The 20,739-nt window shown below is 71.7% G+C and carries 18 protein-coding genes and 1 pseudogene; 3 read left to right on the top strand and 16 right to left on the bottom strand.

Annotation, left to right across the window (positions count from 1 at the left end):
- Window positions 1-17 precede the first annotated feature (17 nt).
- On the top strand, window positions 18-1,988 hold the full coding sequence (locus ABZ194_RS15445; protein ID WP_355596495.1) for a dynamin family protein: 1,971 nt from the start codon (window positions 18-20) through the stop codon (window positions 1,986-1,988).
- Between the two features lie 16 nt (window positions 1,989-2,004).
- Here ABZ194_RS15445 and ABZ194_RS15440 read toward each other — a convergent pair whose 3' ends face one another.
- From ABZ194_RS15440 to ABZ194_RS15430, 3 genes are all read right to left on the bottom strand, one after another.
- The gene (locus ABZ194_RS15440; RefSeq protein ID WP_355596493.1) at window positions 2,005-4,497 is read right to left on the bottom strand and encodes an Hsp70 family protein; all 2,493 of its coding nucleotides are present in this window, start codon (window positions 4,495-4,497) and stop codon (window positions 2,005-2,007) included.
- Window positions 4,498-4,695: 198 nt separating this feature from the next.
- Window positions 4,696-5,637, bottom strand: coding sequence for a hypothetical protein (locus ABZ194_RS15435; RefSeq protein ID WP_355596491.1), 942 nt, complete (start codon window positions 5,635-5,637; stop codon window positions 4,696-4,698).
- Window positions 5,638-5,676: 39 nt separating this feature from the next.
- Complete coding sequence (locus ABZ194_RS15430) at window positions 5,677-6,624, bottom strand: LD-carboxypeptidase (RefSeq protein ID WP_355596489.1); 948 nt, start codon at window positions 6,622-6,624, stop codon at window positions 5,677-5,679.
- A gap of 30 nt (window positions 6,625-6,654) precedes the next feature.
- Here ABZ194_RS15430 and ABZ194_RS15425 point away from each other — a divergent pair, with 30 nt between their 5' ends.
- Window positions 6,655-7,536, top strand: coding sequence for a sulfotransferase (locus ABZ194_RS15425; protein WP_355596487.1), 882 nt, complete (start codon window positions 6,655-6,657; stop codon window positions 7,534-7,536).
- Window positions 7,537-7,547: 11 nt separating this feature from the next.
- On the opposite strand, the gene ABZ194_RS15420 is transcribed toward ABZ194_RS15425, so the two are convergent.
- The 5 genes from ABZ194_RS15420 to ABZ194_RS15400 all read right to left on the bottom strand — a co-directional run bounded on the left by ABZ194_RS15420 (window position 7,548) and on the right by ABZ194_RS15400 (window position 13,174).
- Complete coding sequence (locus ABZ194_RS15420) at window positions 7,548-9,422, bottom strand: ABC transporter ATP-binding protein (protein WP_355596485.1); 1,875 nt, start codon at window positions 9,420-9,422, stop codon at window positions 7,548-7,550.
- Between the two features lie 51 nt (window positions 9,423-9,473).
- Window positions 9,474-10,283, bottom strand: coding sequence for an enoyl-CoA hydratase/isomerase family protein (locus tag ABZ194_RS15415; protein ID WP_355596483.1), 810 nt, complete (start codon window positions 10,281-10,283; stop codon window positions 9,474-9,476).
- Window positions 10,284-10,416: 133 nt separating this feature from the next.
- Window positions 10,417-10,632 carry a helix-turn-helix domain-containing protein gene (locus tag ABZ194_RS15410; RefSeq protein WP_030507271.1) on the bottom strand — a complete coding sequence of 72 codons (216 nt, stop codon included), beginning with the start codon at window positions 10,630-10,632 and terminating at the stop codon, window positions 10,417-10,419.
- 114 nt (window positions 10,633-10,746) lie between these two features.
- Window positions 10,747-12,345 (bottom strand): ABC-F family ATP-binding cassette domain-containing protein, encoded by a 1,599-nt coding sequence (locus ABZ194_RS15405; protein WP_355596480.1) that lies wholly within the window; start codon window positions 12,343-12,345, stop codon window positions 10,747-10,749.
- Between the two features lie 172 nt (window positions 12,346-12,517).
- Window positions 12,518-13,174: an acVLRF1 family peptidyl-tRNA hydrolase gene (locus ABZ194_RS15400; RefSeq protein ID WP_355596478.1), complete on the bottom strand. Its 657-nt coding sequence runs from the start codon at window positions 13,172-13,174 to the stop codon at window positions 12,518-12,520.
- 156 nt (window positions 13,175-13,330) lie between these two features.
- On the opposite strand from ABZ194_RS15400, the gene ABZ194_RS15395 reads away from it, so the two are divergent.
- Window positions 13,331-14,176: a siderophore-interacting protein gene (locus ABZ194_RS15395; protein ID WP_355596476.1), complete on the top strand. Its 846-nt coding sequence runs from the start codon at window positions 13,331-13,333 to the stop codon at window positions 14,174-14,176.
- 25 nt (window positions 14,177-14,201) lie between these two features.
- Here ABZ194_RS15395 and ABZ194_RS15390 read toward each other — a convergent pair.
- From ABZ194_RS15390 to sufC, 8 genes and pseudogenes are all read right to left on the bottom strand, one after another.
- Window positions 14,202-14,303: pseudogene (locus ABZ194_RS15390) on the bottom strand (zinc ribbon domain-containing protein); the annotation flags it as partial.
- A 73-nt stretch (window positions 14,304-14,376) separates the two neighbouring features.
- Window positions 14,377-15,222, bottom strand: coding sequence for an ATP phosphoribosyltransferase (hisG, locus tag ABZ194_RS15385; RefSeq protein ID WP_355596474.1), 846 nt, complete (start codon window positions 15,220-15,222; stop codon window positions 14,377-14,379).
- A 62-nt stretch (window positions 15,223-15,284) separates the two neighbouring features.
- On the bottom strand, window positions 15,285-15,548 hold the full coding sequence (locus ABZ194_RS15380; RefSeq protein WP_355596472.1) for a phosphoribosyl-ATP diphosphatase: 264 nt from the start codon (window positions 15,546-15,548) through the stop codon (window positions 15,285-15,287).
- A gap of 247 nt (window positions 15,549-15,795) precedes the next feature.
- Entirely contained in the window at window positions 15,796-17,520 is a 1,725-nt protein-coding gene (locus tag ABZ194_RS15375) for a DEAD/DEAH box helicase (RefSeq protein ID WP_355596470.1), read from the bottom strand.
- Between the two features lie 365 nt (window positions 17,521-17,885).
- Window positions 17,886-18,251: a metal-sulfur cluster assembly factor gene (locus tag ABZ194_RS15370; protein ID WP_355596468.1), complete on the bottom strand. Its 366-nt coding sequence runs from the start codon at window positions 18,249-18,251 to the stop codon at window positions 17,886-17,888.
- The gene (gene sufU, locus ABZ194_RS15365) at window positions 18,248-18,685 is read right to left on the bottom strand and encodes a Fe-S cluster assembly sulfur transfer protein SufU (protein WP_355596466.1); all 438 of its coding nucleotides are present in this window, start codon (window positions 18,683-18,685) and stop codon (window positions 18,248-18,250) included. Before sufU ends, ABZ194_RS15370 begins: the two co-directional genes overlap by 4 nt.
- A 19-nt stretch (window positions 18,686-18,704) precedes the next feature.
- The gene (locus ABZ194_RS15360; RefSeq protein WP_355596464.1) at window positions 18,705-19,964 is read right to left on the bottom strand and encodes a cysteine desulfurase; all 1,260 of its coding nucleotides are present in this window, start codon (window positions 19,962-19,964) and stop codon (window positions 18,705-18,707) included.
- A complete protein-coding gene (gene sufC, locus ABZ194_RS15355) occupies window positions 19,964-20,737 on the bottom strand; it encodes a Fe-S cluster assembly ATPase SufC (protein WP_355596462.1) in 774 nt (257 codons plus the stop codon). Before sufC ends, ABZ194_RS15360 begins: the two co-directional genes overlap by 1 nt.
- Window positions 20,738-20,739 lie beyond the last annotated feature (2 nt).

Genomic DNA, 20,739 nt, shown 5'->3' with positions numbered 1-20,739 from the left:
CCCCGACAGGAGAGCCCATGACGACCCCCGACCCGGCGGGCCCGGTGGCCCGGCTGCTGCGCTACGCCAACGAGGTCCACGGGCTGGCCGGCCGGTGCGGCAGGCCGGACCTGGCCGAGGTGCTGGCCGCCAGCGCGGCCAGGTGGAAGGACGAGTGCACCGACATCGTGGTCGCCGGAGCGCAGAAACGCGGCAAGAGCCGCCTGCTCAACACGCTGGTGGGCCACCCCGACCTGCTCCCGGTGGACGCCGACGTGGCCACCAACTGCTTTCTGTCCCTGCGGCGGGGCCCCGGGCCGGCCGCGGTCGTGCACCGCAGCACCGAGCAGGGGCTCGTCCAGACTCCGATCACCGTCGAGTCGATCCCCGACTACGCCTCGATGCGCGGCGACGCCGGCAAGCGCCGCGACGTGGTCAGCGTGGACATCACCCTCGACAACCCGCTGCTCGACGGGTTGCGGCTGCTCGACACCCCGGGTGTGGACAGCCTCACCGTGGGACACCGGCAGGTGACCGTGGCCATGCTCCAGAGGGCCGACGCCCTGCTCTTCACGCTCAGCGCGCAGGACCAGCCTGTGCTCAGGCACGAGCTGGAGTTCCTCGCCGAGGCCGCCGAGCGGGTCCAGGCCATCGCGTTCGTGCTGACCAAGGTGGAGGACTCGGCCAACTGGCAGCGCCTGCAGGAGGAGAACAAGGCCCGGCTGCGGACCTTCGTCACCGAGGCGATCGCCGCGGCCCCGGGCAGGGCCGCGACGCTGAAGGCGCTGCTGGAGGCGCCCTGGATCCCGGTGAGCTCCAAGCTCGCCGAGGCAGCCGAGGTCAAACGGCGGGAGGGACGGCGGGAGCGCGCCGACACGCTGCGGGCCCGCAGCGGCATGGACGTGCTGGAGCGGCACCTGCGGGGGTTCGCCGAGGGCAGGGAGTCCGCGCGCGGCGCCACCGTGGTCGCCGCCGCGCTGTCCGTGCTGGGCTCGCTGGCCACGGGCGCCGGGGACGACGTCGCCGTCGGCTCCGAGGACGAGGGCGACGTGACCGCCCGGCTCGCCGAGGTGGACGGCGAGCTGACGGGGCTGGCCGAGCTGAGCGCCCGCCGCAGGGCCGGCGCGGTGGCCAACACCTTCCTCGGGCGTGAGGTGGCCGGGATCGTGGCGGCGCGGGTGGCCGAGATCCGCCAGCCGTACGAGAACGCGATCGCCACGCTGAAGAGCCAGGCCCAGCTGGACAAGTACATGACCGAGCTGCCGGAGAGCGCCCAGCGGTCGCTGGAGGCCGCCTGGACGCAGATCGTCTACGACGTGGAGACCCTGGCGAGGACCACGCTGAACTCCTTCGCCGGTGACCTCGGCCTCGACCCGGTGGAGCTGGCCGCGGACCGGCGGGCGATGCCGAACCTGACGCAGGTCCAGGTCAAGGGGGACCAGGCGGCCGACGACCCGGTCAACGTGGACATGGTGCGCGACGTGCTGCCCTCGGTGTCGATGGGGCTGTCGTTCGGTGGTCTGGCCGCGGCCCTGCTCGGTCCGGTGGGTTTCATCCTGGTCGCCCCGGCGCTCGGCGCGGCCATCTTCATGGGGCGGCGCTCGCTGGAGAAGGTGCAGCGCAGCCAGGCGGCGATCAGGGGGGCGCTCCGCGACCAGTTCGCGGTCGTCTCCCGGGAGATGACGCTCGACCTTGAGCGGATGGTGGCCACCTGGCGGGTGGGTGTCGAGCAGGCCGCGGACGAGAGCCTGCTGCGGCGGCGCAAGGAGCTGGAGGGCAGGCGCGCGGAGCTGAAGTCCGCCTCCGCCCGCTCGGCCGCCGACCGCCTGCGGGCACGGCAGTCGGGTAAGGACCGCATCGCGGCGATCGACGCCCTCACCGCCCGCGGTCATGAGCTGCGCGGGGAACTCGCCACCGCGGTGGCCGCCCTGGGCGCCGCGGTGGCGTCCCCTGCCACCCCTGCCGCTCCGGGCGCCCTGGGCGCCCTGGGCGCCCCGGTCAGAGCCTGACGGCCCCGCCTCTCCGTCAGAGCGGCAGGTGCACCAGGGTGGCCGGCCGGTCGCGGGTCGTCCCGGCCGCGTCCCCGGGGCGGTGCAGGCAGAGCAGGCCGGTGGGGACCCGGGCGACCGGCTCGAACAGCCCGGGCGTGCGGTGCACCTCCCGCGCCCCGCCGGGGGTGACGTGCAGGAGCCTGCTCCGGCCCGCGTCCAGCATGGTCATCCACATCGAGTCGCCGTCCGCGACCAGGCGGGGGCGCTCCCAGCGGTGCCTGGACGTGAGGTGACCGGCCAGGGTCGCCGACTGCTTGCCCATCAGGAACTCCAGCGTGTGGGATCGCTGATCGAAGATCCCGACCGACCAGCCCCGGGCCGGGCTCACCTGTTCCGCGCCGACCGCGTAGATCTGGGAGCCCGCGGGAAACCAGCGGAGGGCGCCGGCCCGGGGCCGGGGCATGACCAGCCTGGTCCGACCGTTCGCGGCGTCCACCTCCAGGCCCGCCGAGCTGGAGGTGAACCACCTGCCGTTGTGCAGCACGACCTGGTGGAGCCAGCCGCGCCGGGGCTCCCTCACCGTCGGGCGCACGACGCCGCCGGGGTCGACCAGGCAGAGCACCTGCCACGGCCTGAAGTCGTGGTGCCTGTTCTGGAACATCGGCTTGTTGCTGCTGAACTGCCCGAGCACCACGGTGCAGCCCGGCGCGCCCATCGACGGCGACGGCTCGGTGCCGCTGGGCCCCTCCTGGTCGACGAGGCGCCGCAGCCTGTTGTCCTCGTTGAGGAACCACTGGGCGTAGGGCCCCAGATCGCGGAGCTGGGGCGGCTGGAAGAGGAATCCGCCGCCCAGGTCCAGTTCGATCATCGCCAGCTGCCCGGTCTCCCCCCAGGGCAGGCCCACCGCGGTGTCGACCGGAGTGGGCTGCCTGGACTGGAAGAAGACCCACGCCGTACGGCCGTGGGCGATCACCGCCGGGTTGCCCCACATCTGGAGCGGGTGGGTACCGCGGACGGCCAGGTCGGGGGTGAGCGTGCGGACCAGCACCTGAGCCGGTCCGACCTGCTCCACCGCGACGACGCCCTGATCCGAGGCGGCCCACTCCACCAGCCTGCCGAAGCCGAACTCGCGGTCGTGGCGCCCCTCGATCCCGTCGAGCCTGCGCAGGAGATGTCCGCTGTCGAACGCCTGATGGACGAAGACCCGGCCGGCCTCGGCGCGCGCCTCCAGCACGCCGTCCATGACCTTCTCGACGCCGTGGACGGCGGGCCCGCCGGAGGCCGCGGGACGACCCTCCCCACCGGTGACGACCGGGTGCCCGGCGGTGGCGCCCGGACCGGCGGGGACCGGATGTCCCCCGGTCGCGCCCGCCGGGGTGAGGGCCCGGTGGCCTCCGGTGGGACCGCCCGCCCGGCCGGGGGCGAGGTCGGGGGCGCGGTCGGGGTGCTCGACCTTGAGCTTCCAGGCGAGCTGCGCGGCGCCGTAGGCGACGACGATCTTCGGGTCGTCGTAGGTCCGCACCCGGTCGCCGAGCCGGTCGCGCACGGCCTGCTGGACGAGCGGCATGCGGCTGGCGCCCCCGGTCATGAACACCGCGGCCAGCTCGTCCTCCCGGATGCCGGCGCCGCGGATCGTCTCGCCGAGGATGCCGACGGTCTTGAGGATCTCCCCGCCGATCAGATCCTCAAGGTCGCCCCTGGCGATGTGCACGTCCTCGTTGATGCCGACCACGTAGTGGGAGGAGGTCTCGAACTTCGACAGGGCCTCCTTGGCCTCCCTGGACATCTTGAGCAGGTCGGCGGCGTAGCTCACGTAGCGGCGTTCGGGGTTGGTGGTCACCTGCTGCCACCACTCGGCGTCGAGCCGCTCGATCTGCGTGCCGAGGAAGGTGAAGACCCGCTCGTCGAACCCCTCTCCGCCGATCTCGTCACTGCCGCCCGGCTCGCCGACGACCCTGAAGTCACTGCCGTCCACGGCGAGCACGGCGGCGTCGAAGGTGCCGCCACCGAGGTCGTAGACGGCCAGGTGGGATCCGGCGTCCGCCCGCCCCGCGGTGGCGAAGTAGCGGGCCGAGGCGACGGGCTCGTCGATGAGCACGATCCGCACTCCGCGCACGACCTTCTTGGCGGCCTCCAGCAGCACGGCCTTGCGGTCGGCGGCCCAGGCGACCGGATGGGTCAGCGCGATGCAGTCGGGCGCCGCCCCGTCGAACCGGCGCCGGCCCTCGGTCACGAACAGTTCGAGCAGCGCCGCCATGGCGTCGGCCACGTCCACCGGGACCCCGCCCAGCAGCATCCGGCCCCGGCCGACATAGCGTTTGGGGTTGCGTTCGACGCGTTCCGGGCTGATCGCTATCCCCCGCTGGGCGATCCGGCCCGCCACCAGCGTTCCGCGTTCGTCGAGCATGACGGCGGAGGGAATGCGCCGCTCCCCCTCGACCTCCAGGATGTCGAAGCGTCCTTCGGCGGCTATGACCCCGGCGGAGAAGCTCGTCCCGAGATCGACACCGAGGCACCACTGCGCCATTTCCCACTCCTCCTAGATGCGGACCCGATCATCCCGCATTCGCAGGCCGCGTCCCATCGCAACGGGCACGCGGGGAACGATCCGGATGCGCGGAGGGATCGCCGGGGTGAGTGCGGGGCGGGAGGGCACCATCCTACGGTTCGCGGCGGACCGGTGATGTTGCCGCCGTCTCGCGCCGGCCCCTCCTCGCGCCGGCCCTCAGCCTCCGGTGGTCTCCGCGTCCCCGGGGCCGGGCCGGGCGGCCAGGGCGGCGAGGATCCTGGCGAACTCCGGCGGCGGCGCCACCACCAGCCGGGTCTGGCCGCCGTGGCGGACCAGATCGGCCCGGATGAGGGCGAGGCGGCCGTCGCGCCACCAGTAGACCTGCGGGCTGAGCGCGTCGGCCAGGCGGTCGCACTCGCGCTGGGCGAACAGCCGGAGCCGCTCGATCGCGCGGACGACGCCGATGCTCTCCACCGGGTGGATGATCATCGTGGCCGGGTCGGGCAGTGCCACGAGCGCGCCGTCCGCGGGCACCGGCAGATAGTCGCCCAGGCGGCGCAGGTGGGCCGCGACGCTCGCCGTGGCGCCGCTCAGCCACCGGACCGGCACACCGCCGAGGTCGGCCTCGGCGATGGTGAGCCGTTCCTCCCTGTGGGCGTTGGTCAGGGCCTCCTCCAGCGCCTGGGCGGCGGTGATCGGCCAGCAGCCGACCTCCTCCGGGCGGATCGGGCGCCTGGCGGCGCCGTGCCCGACGGTGAGCACCTCCACCAGGTCGGCGGTGAGGTGACGGCCGACCACACGGGCCGGGCCCAGGTCGTCGTCGCGCTGGATGCGGGTCCGCAGCAGCGGGCGGACCCGGGCCAGGTCGCAGGCGTCGAACGGCTCGTCCATCGCGGCCAGGGCGTGGGCCAGATGCTCGGAGACGAGCACCGGCCAGTCCTCACGCGAGCGCCTGCGGGCCTCGGTCCGCAGGCCGGCCAGCCGTACCACGACCCGGCGGGGACCCGACAGGGTGAGCGTGCCGCCGTCGGCGGCGAAGGCACAGGTGTAGCCGAGGGTGTCGGCGACCAGTGCGAGCAGGGAGTCGAGATCGACCTCCTCGGCCGGACGCGCGGGTCCACCGGTCTGCCGGTTACGATGCCGCCGGAACAGCCTCACGCATCCATCCCCTCTGCCGGTCTCCTCCTAGGTCCGCACCTAGACTGCCTCCGGAGGGCCGGTGATTGAGCCGGTCAGAGAGCACGATTCTGCATCAATAGCACCAAGTGCCCCTAACAGCACGCTGAACTGTGGGGCCCCGTGTCCCACCGGAAGACCGGCGATCACCGGCACCCCGAGCGGCGCGAGCCGCTCCTCCAGCGTCGGGTAGGGGTCGCCGCAGTCCACCCAGGAGCCCAGGGCGAACCCCGCGGCCCCCTCAAGCGACCCGGACCCGAGCAACTGGGTGAGCATCCGGTCGATCCGGTAGGGCGCCTCGCAGACGTCCTCCAGCAGCACGATGCGGCCGTGCGACCTCAGCCCGTACGGCGTGCCGCAGAGCGCGGCCAGCAGGGTGAGGTTGCCGCCGACGACCGGGGCGGTCACCCCGCCGGGGACGATCACCCTGTCGCCGGAGATCGGCGCGGGGGTGCCGAACAGGGCGTCGCCGAAGTGACCGAAGGTGACGGACTCGGGACCGCCGGGGTCGCTGATCGTCGCGCAGGCGGGCATCGGGCCGAACCACGAGGCGACGCCCAGTTCGACGGCGAACGCCCGGTGCAGCGCGGTGACGTCGCTGGAGCCGACCAGCACCTTGGGGCCCGCGGCCCGCATCGCCTCCCAGTCGAGCAGGCCGAGGATCCTGGTGGCGCCGTAACCGCCCCGGGCGCAGAGCACCCCGGCCACGGCGGGGTCGCACCACGCCTCCCGCAGATCGGCGGCCCGCCCGGCGTCCGATCCGGCCAGATAGCGGTCACGGTCGAACACGCGGGCCCCGACGACGACCTTCAGGCCCATGCCCTCCAGGGCCTGGACGCCGCGTGCCAGGCGCGGCGGATCGGGGGGCCCGCACGGGGCGACGACCGCCACCACGTCGCCGGGACGGAGCCGGGGCGGGACGATCGCCCCGCCCGGCCCTGCGTGAATGGGCGTGGCCGGTTCGCTCACTCCCCAAACGGTGCCACACTGGGCTCACATATGCGACCTCCGACCCACATCCTCGTGGTCAACGGCATCAAGGTCCGCCAGCCGGTGTTCGTGCTCGCCGCCCCTCACTCCGGCTCGGACCTGCTTGCCCGTGCCCTGAAGCGCTCCCCGGGCTTCCACGTCACGATGGGACGCGCCTCGGTGGCCCACGTCGTGTACGCCTTCGCCCGGCGCCCGTCCATCACCCGCCGGGGCATGGGCGCCACCCGGGTGCTGCGCGACGCCCTGGCCGAGTCCTGGCAGATCGTCCCCGGCGCGTGCCTGGAGTGTCCCGCCCCCTGCCGGGAGGCGGGCGGCGTGACCGGGGCGGGCCCGTGTGCGACCCCGGGGGCGATCGCCCGCTTCGGCGACGCCAGCCCCGACCTGATCTACAGCGCCTCGGTGCTGCTGCAGGCGTTCCCTGACGCCAGGTTCGTCCAGCTGATCAGGGACGGCCGCGACGTGGTGGCCGACATGCTGACCGACCCGGTGGCCCTGTCGTGGTTCAAACCGGCCATGCTGAGCGAGGAGACCGAGTTCCCCAACCCGTTCCTCGGTGTGAACTCCGGCCGGCACGGCGACCGGTGGAAGGCCATGCCCACGGCGGGCAAGTGCGCGCTGCGCTGGCGGAGCGCGGTGAGACTCTCGGCCGCGCTGCACCAGGAGCTCCCCCGCGAGCAGTTGCTGACCCTGCGCTACGAGGACCTGGCCGCCTCCCCCGCCGAGGCGCTGGAGGGGCTGTCGGCCTTCCTGGAGACGCGGGTGCCCCGGGTCGCCCTGTACGGCAGGAGCGTGCCGAAGGTCGGCGTCTGGCGCACCCGGCTCCGAGGCGCGGACGCCGAACTGGTGGAGAAGGTCGCCCGCGAGGAGCTGACCCGCCTGGGCTACCGGTGAGCCGCCGCGGGTCACGGCTCCGAGCTGAACTGGGTGCGGTAGAGCTCGGCGTAGAGCGCGCCGCGGGCCAGCAGCTCCTCGTGCCGGCCGCGCTCCACGATCCGGCCGTCCTGGATCACCAGGATCTGGTCGGCCTCGCGGATCGTGGAGAGCCGGTGCGCGATGACCAGCGAGGTCCGCCCGGCCAGCGCGCTCTTCAGCGCCCGCTGGACCGCCGCCTCGGACTCGGAGTCCAGGTGCGCGGTGGCCTCGTCGAGCACGACCACCCGGGGTGCCTTGAGGAGCAGCCTGGCCAGCGCCAGGCGCTGCTTCTCACCGCCCGACAGCCGGTGGCCCCGGTCGCCCACCACCGTCTCCAGCCCCTCGGGGAGCCCTTCGATCAGGTCGGCGATGTGCGCGGCGCGCAGCGCCTCCCAGATCTCCTCCTCGGTGGCCCCCGGCCTGGCGTAGGCCAGGTTGGCCCCGATGGTGTCGTGGAACAGGTGGGCGTCCTGCATGACCACGCCCACGGTGTCGCGGAGGGAGCCGAGGGTGGCGTCGCGCACGTCCAGGCCGTTGATCCGGACCGCGCCCTCACCGACGTCGTAGAGCCGGGAGACCAGGCTCGTGATGGTGGTCTTACCGGCGCCCGAGGGACCGACGAGCGCGATCATCTCACCCGGGCGGGCGGTGAACCCGACCCCGCGCAGCACCTCCTGGCCCGGCCCGGTGTCGGGGCGGGCCACCGCCTCCAGCGAGGCCAGCGAGACCTCGGAGGCGGCCGGATAGCCGAACCTGACGTCGTCGAACTCGACGGCGGCGGGCCCCGCGGGGACGACCACGGCGCCGGGCCGCTCGGCGACCATGGGCCTGAGGTCGAGCACCTCGAAGACCCGGTCGAAGCTCACCAGCGCGGTCATCACGTCCACGTGCACGTTGGACAGGCTCGTCAGCGGGCCGTACAGGCGCATCAGGAGGGCGGCGAGGGCGACCAGGGTGCCGAGCTCGAAGACGTCGCCGACGGCCAGCAGGCCGCCCACGCCGTACACCAGGGCGGTGGCCAGCGCGGCGACCAGGCCCAGGGCCACCCGGAACACCGTCCCGTACATGCCGGCGGTGACGCCGACGTCCCGCACGCGCCCGGCCCTGGCCCCGAAGACGGCGGCCTCCTCCTCGGGCCGGCCGTACAGCTTGGCGACCGTCGCGCCGGCGACGTTGAACCGCTCGGTCATCATGGAGCTCATCTCGGCGTCGAGCTCCATCTGCTCGCGGGTGAGCCCGGACATCTTCCGGCCCACCCACTTGGCGGGGAGGATGAAGACCGGCAGCAGCACGAGGGCGACGACGGTGATCTGCCAGGACAGCACCAGCATGGCGCCCAGGACCAGCACCAGCGTCACCACGTTGGACACGACGGAGGAGAGCGTGCTCGTCAGCGCCCGCTGCGCGCCGATCACGTCGCTGTTGAGCCGGGAGACCAGGGCGCCGGTCTGGGTCCGCGTGAAGAAGGCCACCGGCATCCGCTGCACGTGGTCGAAGACCTCGGTGCGCAGGTTGTAGATCAGGCCCTCGCCGACCCGGGACGAGAACCAGCGCTGGGCCAGGGTGAGGGCGGCGTCGACGACCGCCAGGGCCGCGATGACCACCGCGAGGGTGAGCACCACGTCGGAGCGCTTCGGGATGATCCCGTTGTCGATGATCGCCTTCATCAGCAGCGGGTTGACGATCACGATGACCGAGCCGACCACGACCAGCGCCAGGAAGGCCGAGATGTGCCGGGAGAACGGCCGGGCGTATCGCGCGATGCGCCGCACCGTGCCGGGGGTGAGCCGCTCCTTGGTCACCGAGTTGTCACGCCGCAGGGAACGCATCATCTGGGGGCCGAAGCCTCCGCCCATCATCGCCATCCGGCCTCCTCACCCGATGCGAGCACCGGGACGGGCCGCTCCATTCCCCCGTCAGCTCCCGGCGAACAAGGTCCTGATCCGCACGATCTGCTCCCGCCGCTCGGCGGCGCTCTGCTCCTCCAGCGTGCGGCCGGCCGCGCCCTGGAGCAGCCGCTTGGTCGCGGTGGCGGCGTCCCTGCCGGTCGCCAGCAGCGCGGCGGTCAGGTCGCGTACGGCCCCGGCCAGCTCCTCCGGGGCGACGACCAGCTCGGCCAGCCCGATCCTGGCCGCCTCCTGGGCTCCCACCTGACGGGCGGTGAGGCAGATCTCGATGGCCCTGGGCAGCCCCACCAGGTCGACCAGAGGCTTGGTGCCGGTCAGGTCGGGGACCAGCCCGAGGGCGGGCTCTTTCATGCACAGTTGGGCGTCGTCGGCCAGAACTCGCAGGTCACAGGCGAGTGCCAGCTGGAATCCGGCACCGATCGCGTGCCCGTGGACGGCCGCGACGGAGATGATGCCGGGGCGTCTCAGCCACAGGAACCCCCGCTGGGCCTGCGCTATCAACTCCTCGAAGGCCGGGTCGTCGAGTGCCGCGGCCGCGGCGAACGATCCCTGGCCCAAAACCCCCTCGGGGGTGAACATCCGCAGGTCGATGCCTGCCGAGAAGGACGGCCCCTCACCTCGGACCACGACGATTCTCACCTGCTGCGGCAGGTTGTCACCAATGTGAGCCAGTGCCGACCAGGTGGCGAACGTCTGTGCGTTCCGCCGGTCCGGCCGGTCCAGCGTGATCGTCGCGATCTCGCCGTCCACCTCGAAGCGCAGGCCGATCTCCGCCAAGGAGATCTTTTCCGCACTTCCCCCATTCGCCGCTTCCGCCATCGCCCGGTCTCCCGCCTGTCGCTGTTGCGTCTCGCCCGAGCCTATCGACTCTCTAGAATGAGGTTCTACAGGCCCGAGCGGGACGTCTCAGCGTGGAGGACGAGCGGCTGCGGTCGCGCGTTCCGAGGCGGGGTCAGCGCTTTGACTTACCTCGGGTGGCGCCGCCACGCCCGCGCAGAGTCACACCGGACTCGCTCAGGATGCGGTGGATGAAGCCGTACGACCGGCCGGTCGAAGCAGCCAGGGCGCGGATGCTCTCACCCGCGCTGTAGCGCTTCTTCAGATCGGCGGCCAGCTTTTCACGGTCGGCCCCGGTTACCCGGGTGCCCTTCTTAAGAGTCTCGGCCACGAGTACCTCCTGTAGTGCCAGACTTCCGCAGCGTTACTCACGCCATGATCAGTCATTTCAGCGAGATCGGCTACCTACTCCATGGGAAAAGATCCGTACCCGCTCAAATTAAGATCAGGCAAGTGCCACAAGATCGGAAAATTCATCGCTCCAAGCGTCTTCAACTCCGTCAGGTAGCAAGATCACCCTATCGGGTCGTAGCGCCTCCACAGCCCCCTCATCGTGCGTGACGAGCACAATTGCCCCAGAATAGGACCTCAGGGCAGAAAGAACCTGCTCTCGGCTGGCCGGATCGAGGTTGTTCGTGGGCTCGTCGAGCAGCAGGACGTTGGCCGCGGAGAGCACCAGGGTGGCCAGGGCCAGCCGCGTCTTCTCGCCTCCCGAGAGCACTCTCGCGGGTTTGTCCACGTCGTCGCCGGTGAACAGGAACGAGCCCAGGACCTTGCGCAGCTCGACGTCGGCCAGTTCCCCGCCGGCCGAGCGCATGTTCTCCAGCACGGTCCGCCCCGGGTCGATCGTCTCGTGCTCCTGGGCGTAGTACCCGAGTTTGAGCCCGTGGCCGGGCTTGACGACGCCGGTGTCGGGCTGCTCGATACCGCCCAGGATCCGCAGCAGGGTGGTCTTGCCCGCGCCGTTCAGGCCCAGGATGACGACCCTGCTGCCCTTGTCCACGGCCGCGGCCACGTCGGTGAAGACCTCCAGCGAGCCGTAGGACTTCGACAGGCCCTCCGCGCTGATCGGCGTGCGCCCGCAGGAGGCGGGCTCGGGAAAGCGCAGCTTGGCGACCTTGTCGCTGCGCCGCTCCACCTCCAGCCCGGCCAGCAGGCGCTGGGCACGGCGCTGCATGTCCTGGGCCGCCTTGGCCTTGGTCGCCTTGGCACGCATCTTGTCGGCCTGCGACATCAGCGCCGACGCCTGCTTCTCGGCGTTGGCGCGCTCGCGCCTCCTGCGCTTCTCGTCGGTCTCCCGCTGGGCCAGATACGCCTTCCAGCCGACGTTGTAGGTGTCGACCGCCGAGCGGTTGGCGTCCAGGTGGAGGACCCGGTTTACCGTCGCTTCAAGGAGCCCGACGTCGTGGCTAATAATGATCAAGCCGCCCTGATGGGATCGTAAAAAATCACGAAGCCACCCGATTGAGTCTGCATCGAGGTGGTTTGTCGGCTCGTCAAGAAGGAGAGTCTCAGCTCCGCTGAACAGGATCCGGGCCAGCTCCACCCGCCTGCGCTGCCCGCCGGAGAGCGTCTCCAGCGGCTGGCCGAGCACCCGGTCGGGCAGTCCCAGGCTGGAGGCGATCGAGGCCGCCTCCGCCTCGGCGGCGTATCCACCCAGGACGTGCAGCCGGTCCTCCAGGCGCCCGTAGGCGCGCACCGCGCGATCCCTGGTCCGGTCGTCGGCCGAGGCCATGCCGAGCTCGGCCTCCCGCAGATCTCGGAGCACCTCGTCCAGACCGCGCGCCGAGAGGATCCGGTCGCGGGCCAGCACCTGCAGGTCGCCGGTACGCGGATCCTGCGGCAGATAGCCGACGGCGCCGGTGACGGCGACGGTGCCCGCCGCGGGCATGCCCTCGCCGGCGAGCACCCTGGTCAGCGTGGTCTTGCCGGCACCGTTACGGCCGACGAGCCCGATCTTGTCCCCGGGGTTGACCCGGAACGACGCACCCTCGATGAGCAGCCGGGCCCCGGCCCGCAGTTCGATGTCAGAAGCTACGATCATGGTTGGAGAACACTCCCAGACTGGAAATACACAGGCTCACCTCTGGCCGAACCCGCCGCCGCCCTGTGTCTCCCGGCTCTCGGCTCGGCTGTCTCGCCTCATCCGGGCGGCGTCAATCGGAAGTGCGCATACCGATCAGTGTACGGCGCGCGCGGGACCAGGCTCCCCCTGATCAAGTGGGGTCGGTCACCCTGATGCGGACCGCGCGGAACTGGGCGGGGGTACCGGCGAGCACCACCAGCCGGGGATCGGGGACCGTCAGGAAGGGCCCCGTCTCCAGTGCGAGGACCCCGGCGAGCCTGCGGTCGGGCCGCAGCGCGTCCACCGCGCGCCGGTCACCGCCCAGGATCACCGCCTCCAGCTCGGCCAGGTGCGGGCCGAGGACGCGCAGCGCCACCTCCGCCGCCGCGTCGTGCGCCCGTCCCACCTGCTTCTCCCGGCGCCTGGCGAACCGCTGCTGGGACCAGCCCCCCGCCGCGTTGCGGCCGTGGACCGGCCTCGACCCCACCTTCGAGGACAAGAGCTCGTCACCCTGGAAGATCCCGGCCGCGTGGCCGCCGAGCCGTACCAGCAGCACTCCGACCCTGCGCTCCCTGCGCGCGTGGGTGACCAGGCGCGCCAGCGGACCGCCTCCCGAAAGGGTCAGCGGCGGGAACGGCACCAGGCACTCGGCCGTCGCGCCGTCGGCGCCCTGGAACAGCACGGCCTCGTCGGTGGCCGTCACGGTCGGCGGGCCGTGCCGCTCGGCGAAGCCGTCGACCCAGCGACCGAGGCGCCCGGGTCCCACCGAGACCCAGCGGCCTCCCCCCTTCGCCGGGCGTGACGTCATGGCACCGGACACTACCGGGTGGCCGGCCCTCCCACCACGACCGGCCCCGGCCGCCGCCCCGGGCGGACCCGGCCCCCCTCAGGCCGCCGTATCACTTAAACAGCCGTATGCTACGACTTAGGCTCACCTAAGTTGTACGGATATCGGGAGTGACGCATGGCAGAGGACAAAGCCAAACGTAAGGCCACTCGCGGCGAGGTGCAGCGGGTCGAGCGGCTCACCCCGCACATGATCCGGGTGGTGCTCGGCGGCCAGGGCCTCGCGGGCTTCGAGGCGGGCGAGTTCACCGACCACTACGTGAAACTCCTGTTCGCCCCGCACGGGGTGACCTATCCCACCCCGTTCGACCTGGAGCGGATCCAGCGCGAACTGCCCCGCGACCGGTGGCCCACCACCCGGACCTACACCGTGCGGGCCTGGGACCCGGAGGCGCTCGAACTGACGCTCGACGTCGTCCACCACGGCGACAGCGGCCTCGCCGGCCCCTGGGCCGCCGCCGTACGGCCCGGCGAGGAGATCCACTTCTTCGGCCCCGGCGGCGGCTACGCCCCGGACCCGGAGGCCGACTGGCACCTGTTCGTGGGCGACGAGAGCGCGCTGCCCGCCGTCGCCGCCTCCCTGGAGCGCCTGCCTGCCGCCTCCAGTGCCCACGTCCTCCTGGAGGTGGCCGGCCCCGGGGAGGAGCAGCCGCTCGACTGCGCCGGCGACGCGAAGATCGCCTGGTTCCACCGCGGCGACGCGCCGGTCGGCGAGTCCCTGGTCACCGCCGTCCGCGAACTCGACTTCCCCGAAGGCGTCCCGCACGCCTTCGTGCACGGCGAGGCCACCTTCGTCAAGGCGCTCCGCCGCCACCTGCGGACCGAGCGCGGCATCCCGCTCTCCCGGCTGTCCATCTCCGGCTACTGGCGGGCAGGCCGCGACGACGAGGCCTGGCGCTCCTCCAAGAAGGAGTGGAACAGGCAGATCGAGGAAGAGGAGGCGGCGGCGCTGCCGTCGCCCTAGAGCCGGCACCGGCCCCTCTCGCGCGGTGCCCGCAACGCGAGCGGGTGCGGGAGGTGCCGGCGGGGTTCACCGCGATCAGCTCTCGACCGGCGCTTTCAGCCTTGTACGCGAGGATGCCCAGGAACACCCCCCAGCCCGCGTCCGGAATCGACCGGTTCAAGCCCGGCTCGGCGGCGACGTTCCGGCGCGCTCCGGGCGGCTCAGACGCGGCAGGCGAAGATGGCCGTGACCAAAATGGCCTTCGCGCCGATCTCCCAGAGCTGGTCCATCACCTGCTGGTGCCCCTTGCGCGGCACCATGGCGCGGACCGCGACCCAGCCCTCCCGGTGCAGCGGGGAGACCGTGGGGCCCTCCATGCCCGGGGTCAGCGCGATGGCCTCCTCGATCCGCTCGGCCCGGATGTCGTAGTCCATCATCACGTAGTCGCGCGCCATCAGCACGCCCTGCAGCCGGCGGACGAGCTGCTCCAGCCCCGGGGTCCCGGCGGCGCCGACCCGCTTGATCAGCACGGCCTCGGACCGGGCGATCGGCTCGCCGAACACCTCCAGCCCGATGTTGCGCAACGTGGTGCCGGTCTCCACGACGTCGGCGACCGCGTCGGCCACGCCCAGCCGGATGGCGGTCTCGACCGCGCCGTCCAGCTTGATCACCCGGGCCTCCACCCCCTGCTCGGCGAGGTAGGACTCCAGCAGGCCGTCGTAGGAGGTGGCGATGCGCCTGCCCTTGAGGTCCGCGGCGCAGGCGAACTCGCCGGGGTTGGCCGCGAAGCGGAAGGTGGACCTGCCGAAGCCGAGCGGCATGATCTCCTCGACCTGCGCGCCGGAGTCGCGGAGCATGTCACGGCCGGTGATGCCGGCGTCCAGGGTGCCCTCGCCGACGTAGACGGCGATGTCCTTGGGGCGCAGGAAGAACAGCTCGCAGGAGTTGTCGGGGTCGACGACCACGAGCTCCTTGCTGTCCTTGCGCGGGCGGTATCCGGCTTCCTTGAGTATGGTCTGGGCGGCCTCGGTGAGAGCGCCCTTGTTGGGAACGGCGAGACGGAGCATGACGCGGGGCTTCCTTACCTGGGTGGCGGTCTCTGCGGGCGGCTGGAGCCGGGCTCACCGGCTCACAGATGCTTGTAGACCTCGTCCAGCCCGATCCCCTTGGCGATCATGAGGACCTGCACGTGGTAGAGGAGTTGGGAGATCTCCTCCGCGGCCCGCTCGCCGGACTCGTGCTCGGCCGCCATCCAGCTCTCGGCGGCCTCCTCGACGACCTTCTTGCCGATCGCGTGGACCCCGGCGTCCAGCGCGGCCACGGTTCCCGAGCCCGCGGGCCGGGTGCGCGCCTTGTCGGACAGCTCGGCGTACAGCTCTTCGAAGGTCTTCATGGTCTCTCTCGGCTCCGTGGGATGTGCAGCCAAGCCTAACGGCCCGGCGGACCTCCGGGGGTCCGTGTCCAGGCTCCGGACACGGATCGGCCCTCCACCGGCCGGTCCCGGGCGGCCTCCGGCGCGGCGGCGGAACGCCGGAGGGCCGGTACGGCGGGTGCCGTACCGGCCCTCCTACGGGATCCACCCGGCCCTTCGGGGCCACGCGACCGGAAAGCCGCGCGCCCTTCGGGGACCGGTGCAACGATCAGCGGCCGTAGTGGCCGCCGCCGCGCTGGCCGCGGCCGTCGGAACGGCCTCCGGCGCGGAACTCGCCACCGCGGAAGCCGCCCTGGCGCTCACCGCGGTCACGGTCGCCCGCGGGGCGATCGGCGCGCAGGCCGGTGCTCGCGGGACGGTCGGCGCGGAAGCCGCCGCCGGGACGGTCGGCGCGGAACGGCTCACGGCGCTCGCCACCGCGGTAGCCGGCGCCCCCGCGACTGTCCGGACGGTTGTCGGGACGGCTGTCGAAGCGGCGCTCGGGACGCTCGGAGCGGTACTGGCCCCGCATGTCGCTGACGCTGCCGTTGTTGCCGCGCTCGCCGGAGCGGTTGTCGTCACCGGCGAGGCGCTCGCGGGGCTGGTGGCCCTCGCCGCCGTGACCGGGACGGTCGCGGAACCTGCGCGGGCCTCGGCCACCGCCGCCGCCACCGAAGCCGCCGCGCCGCTCACGCTGCTTGGGCGCCGGAGCCGAGGGCTCCCAGACCGGGATCGGCTCGCCGGTGGGCCGGCGCGCACCGGCGACCTCCTCCAGGCGCGGGTGGCCCGGAGTCACCCTGAGGCGGAACGGCTTGATGCCCGCACGGCGGGTCATCGCGTCGGTGGAGCGGCGCTCGTTGGGGAGCACCAGCGTCATGACGGTGCCCTTCTCACCGGCGCGGGCGGTACGGCCGCCGCGGTGCAGGTAGCTCTTGTGGTCCTGCGGCGGGTCGACGTGCAGCACCAGGCTGATGTTGTCGACGTGAATGCCGCGGGCCGCGACGTCGGTGCAGACCAGGACGCTGATCTGGCCTTCCTTGAACTCGGCCAGAATGCGGGTGCGCTGGTTCTGGCGCTTGCCGCCGTGCAGACCGCCGGCCTTGATGCCGACCTGGGCGAGCTGCTTGCAGAGGCGGTCCACCCCGTGCTGGGTGCGCACGAAGATGATGGTCCGGCCCTCGCGGTTGGCGATCTCGGCGGTCACCGGGAACTTGTCGTCGCGGTGGACCTCAAGGACGTGGTGCTCCATGGTGTCGACCGAGGAGGCGGCCGGGGCCATCGAGTGGGTCACCGGGGCGGTGAGGAAGCGCCGGACGAGCTTGTCCACGTCGCCGTCGAGGGTGGCGGAGAACAGCAGGCGCTGGCTGTCAGCCGGGGTCTGCTGCAGGATCGCGCTGACGACGGGGAAGAAGCCGAGGTCGCACATGTGGTCGGCCTCGTCCAGGATGGTCACCTGGACCTGGTCCAGCACGCACTCGCCCTGCTGCATGAGGTCGGTCAGCCGGCCCGGCGTGGCCACGACGACCTCGACGCCGCGGCGCAGCGCGTCGATCTGCCGGCCCATGGACATGCCGCCGACGACGGTCTTCATCCGCAGCGACAGACCGCGGCCGAGGGGCTCAAGCGCGTCGGTGACCTGCATGGCCAGCTCGCGGGTCGGCACCAGGATGACGGCGAGCGGGTGGCCGGGACGGGCCTTGCCCCCGGCGATGCGGGTCATCATGGGCAGGCCGAAGGCCAGTGTCTTGCCGGATCCGGTCTGGCCCCGCCCGAGGACGTCGTGACCGGCCAGAATGTCGGGGATCGTGGCCCGCTGGATGGGGAAGGGACTGTCGATGCCCTGGCGGGAGAGGCCGGTCACCAGCGGCTTCGGCAGGCCGAGGAGGACGAACTCGGACGGCCCGGCGGGCGCCTCGGAGATGTCGGTGATTTCGGGCAGGACAGCGTCAAGCATGGTCACGAAGATTCGTGCCTTTCGATAGAAGAACGGGGCACGTCACTTCTGCGAAAGGACGAGCCTGGAACGCGCGGCCTGAGGCCGCGCTCGATCAACGCCCACTGTGGGGGCGGTAGTGCGGTGCAAGTCGAGGCGCACCGCACGGGGCGGGTGTAGCTTACCCGCACGCAGTCAAACCACGATCAAGCATACCCGGCGTTCGCAGTGCCGGGTTCAGTCGGGGCGTCCAGCACGAGGCGCACGCTTATCCGTCAACGGAGCCAACGCTCCGCACCGGGCTTTTCTTCCCGGCATCGGGCATTCTCTCACACAATCCGGTACGGCCCGCACCCGGGCGGGGCGCGGGCCGTACCGAGGGTGGTTCAGACGTTGAATCCGAGCATGCGGAGCTGCTCACGCCCCTCGTCAGTGATCTTGTCCGGGCCCCACGGGGGAAGCCAGACCCAGTTGATCTTCACATCGGAGACCATGCCGTCCAGGGCCGAGTGCGCCTGGTCCTCGATGACGTCGGTCAGCGGGCAGGCCGCGCTGGTCAGCGTCATGTCGATGGTGGCGATCGGCGGGGTCCCGGCCTCGGCGGCGTCGAGGTTGACCCCGTAGATCAGGCCGAGATCGACGACGTTGATGCCGAGCTCGGGGTCCACGACGTCCTTGAGGGCCTCCATGACCTCGTCAAGGGTGACCTCCCCGTCGTAGGCCGTGGTCGGCGTCTCAACAGGCTTGCTCATTCGGAACTCCTCACGACCGCGTCCTTGTAGGCCATCCAGGCCAGCAGGGCGCATTTCACCCGGGCGGGGAACTTGGCGACCCCGGCGAACGCCACGGCGTCCCCCAGGACGTCCTCGTCGGCCTCGATCTGACCCCTGCTCTGCATGAGCCGGGTGAACTCCTCCACCACGGCGAGCGTCTCGTGCACCGTCGAGCCAGCGGTCAGCTCGTACAGCACCGAGGCGGCGGCCTGGCTGATCGAGCAGCCCTGCCCGTCGTAGGAGACGTCCTCGATCTTGCCGCCGTCGCCCAGCTTCACCCGCATGGTGATCTCGTCGCCGCACGTCGGGTTCACATGGTGCACCTCGGCGTCGTACGGGTCTCGGAGCCCCCGGCCCTGGGGATGTTTGTAGTGTTCCAGGATCAGCTCCTGGTACATGGACTCGGCGATCATCTGGGCTGCTCCGGCATGGCTAGGCGAACACCTTCTGCACGTGGTGAAGGCCGCGGACCAGGGCGTCGATCTCGGCCGGGGTGTTGTAGAGATAGAAGGACGCCCGCGTGGTGGCGGGAATCCCGAACCTCAGGTGCAGCGGCCGGGCGCAGTGATGCCCCACCCGTACGGCCACTCCGAAGTGGTCATCGAGGATCTGCCCGACATCGTGCGGGTGAATCCCCTCAAGAGTGAAAGACACCGTACCGCCGCGGTCGTCGAGATCGCGCGGGCCGACCACCCTCAGCCCGGGGATCTCTCCCAGCGCGCCGAGCGCGTAGCCGGTGAGCTCGCGCTCGTGCCGGGCCACGGCGTCCATGCCGATCCCGGAGAGATAGTCCACCGCGGCGCCGAGGCCGACGGCCTCGACGATCGGCGGGGTACCCGCCTCGAACTTGTGCGGCGCGGGCGCGTAGGTCGAGCGGTCCATCCAGACCGCCTCGATCATCTCGCCTCCGCCCAGGAACGGGGGCATGGCCTCCAGCAGCTCGCCCCGGGCCCACAGCACGCCGATCCCCGAGGGGCCGGCGACCTTGTGCCCGGTGAAGGCGAGGAGGTCCACGCCGAGGGCGGCGACGTCCACCGGCTTGTGGGGCACCGACTGCGAGGCGTCGAGCATCATCAGCGCGCCGACCTCGCGGACCCTGGCGAGCACCCGGGCGACCGGGTTGACCGTGCCGAGCACGTTCGACTGGTGCACGATCGAGACGATCTTCGTGCGCTCGGTGACGAGCTCCTCGATGTCCGACAGGTCCAGGCGGCCGTCGTCGGTGACCGGGAACCACCTCAGCGTGGCGCCGGTGCGCTGCGCGAGCATCTGCCAGGGCACGATGTTGGAGTGGTGCTCCATCTCGGAGATGACGATCTCGTCGCCGGGCCCGATCCGGAACCTGGGGTCGCGGCCGATCGGGTTGCCGAAGGCGTGGGCCACCAGGTTGAGCGCCTCCGAGGCGTTCTTGGTGAAGACGATCTCGTCGCGGCTCGGCGCGCCGACGAAGGCGGCGACCTTGTCGCGGGCGGCCTCGTAGGCCTCGGTGGACTCCGCGCCCAGCGCGTGCATGGCCCGGCCGACGTTGGCGTAGTGCGCGGACAGGTGCTCGCGCATGGCCTCGATGACCTGGGTGGGCTTCTGCGCGGAGTTGCCCGAGTCGAGGTAGACCAGCGGCCTGCCGCCGGGCAGCTCGCGGGAGAGGATCGGGAAGTCCTTCCTGATCCTCTCCACGTCAAAGCCCGTGTTCATCAGGTGGAGACCTTCGTGTACGCCTCGTAGCCCTCGGCTTCGAGCTTGTCGGCGAGCTCGGGGCCGCCCTGCTCCACGATCCGGCCGGCCGCGAAGACGTGGACGAAGTCCGGCTTCACGTAGCGCAGGATACGGGTGTAGTGGGTGATGAGCAGCACCCCGGTGTCACCGGAGGAGCGGAAGCGGTTGATGCCCTCGGAGACCACGCGCAGCGCGTCGACGTCGAGGCCGGAGTCGGTCTCGTCGAGAACGGCGATCTTCGGTTCGAGCAGTTCGAGCTGGAGGATCTCGTGACGCTTCTTCTCACCGCCGGAGAAGCCCTCGTTCAGGTTGCGCTGGGCGAAGGCCGCGTCGATGGACAGGGCGTCCATCCCGGACTTCAGGTCCTTGGCGAACTGGCGGAGCTTGGGAGCCTCACCGCGCACCGAGGTGACCGCCGAGCGCAGGAAGTTGGAGACGCTGACGCCGGGGACCTCGACCGGGTACTGCATGGCGAGGAAGAGACCGGCGCGGGCGCGCTCGTCGACCGGCATCTCCAGCAGGTCGGCGCCGTCCAGCAGGACCTGGCCGCCGGTGACGGTGTACTTGGGGTGACCGGCGATCGCGTAGGCGAGCGTGGACTTGCCCGAGCCGTTGGGGCCCATGATGGCGTGGGTCTCGCCGGCCCTCACGGTGAGGTTGACCCCGCGCAGGATCTCCTTGTCCCCCACGGCGACATGCAGATCGCGGATCTCAAGGGTGGAGCCCGGGCGGACTCGGCTCGAATCAGACACTG

The organism is Streptosporangium sp. NPDC006007, assembly GCF_040614315.1.
In the GTDB taxonomy this organism is placed as follows: domain Bacteria; phylum Actinomycetota; class Actinomycetes; order Streptosporangiales; family Streptosporangiaceae; genus Streptosporangium.
The sequence above is the reverse complement of the archived record's forward strand: the minus strand, read 5'-3'. Positions and strand labels throughout refer to the sequence as shown.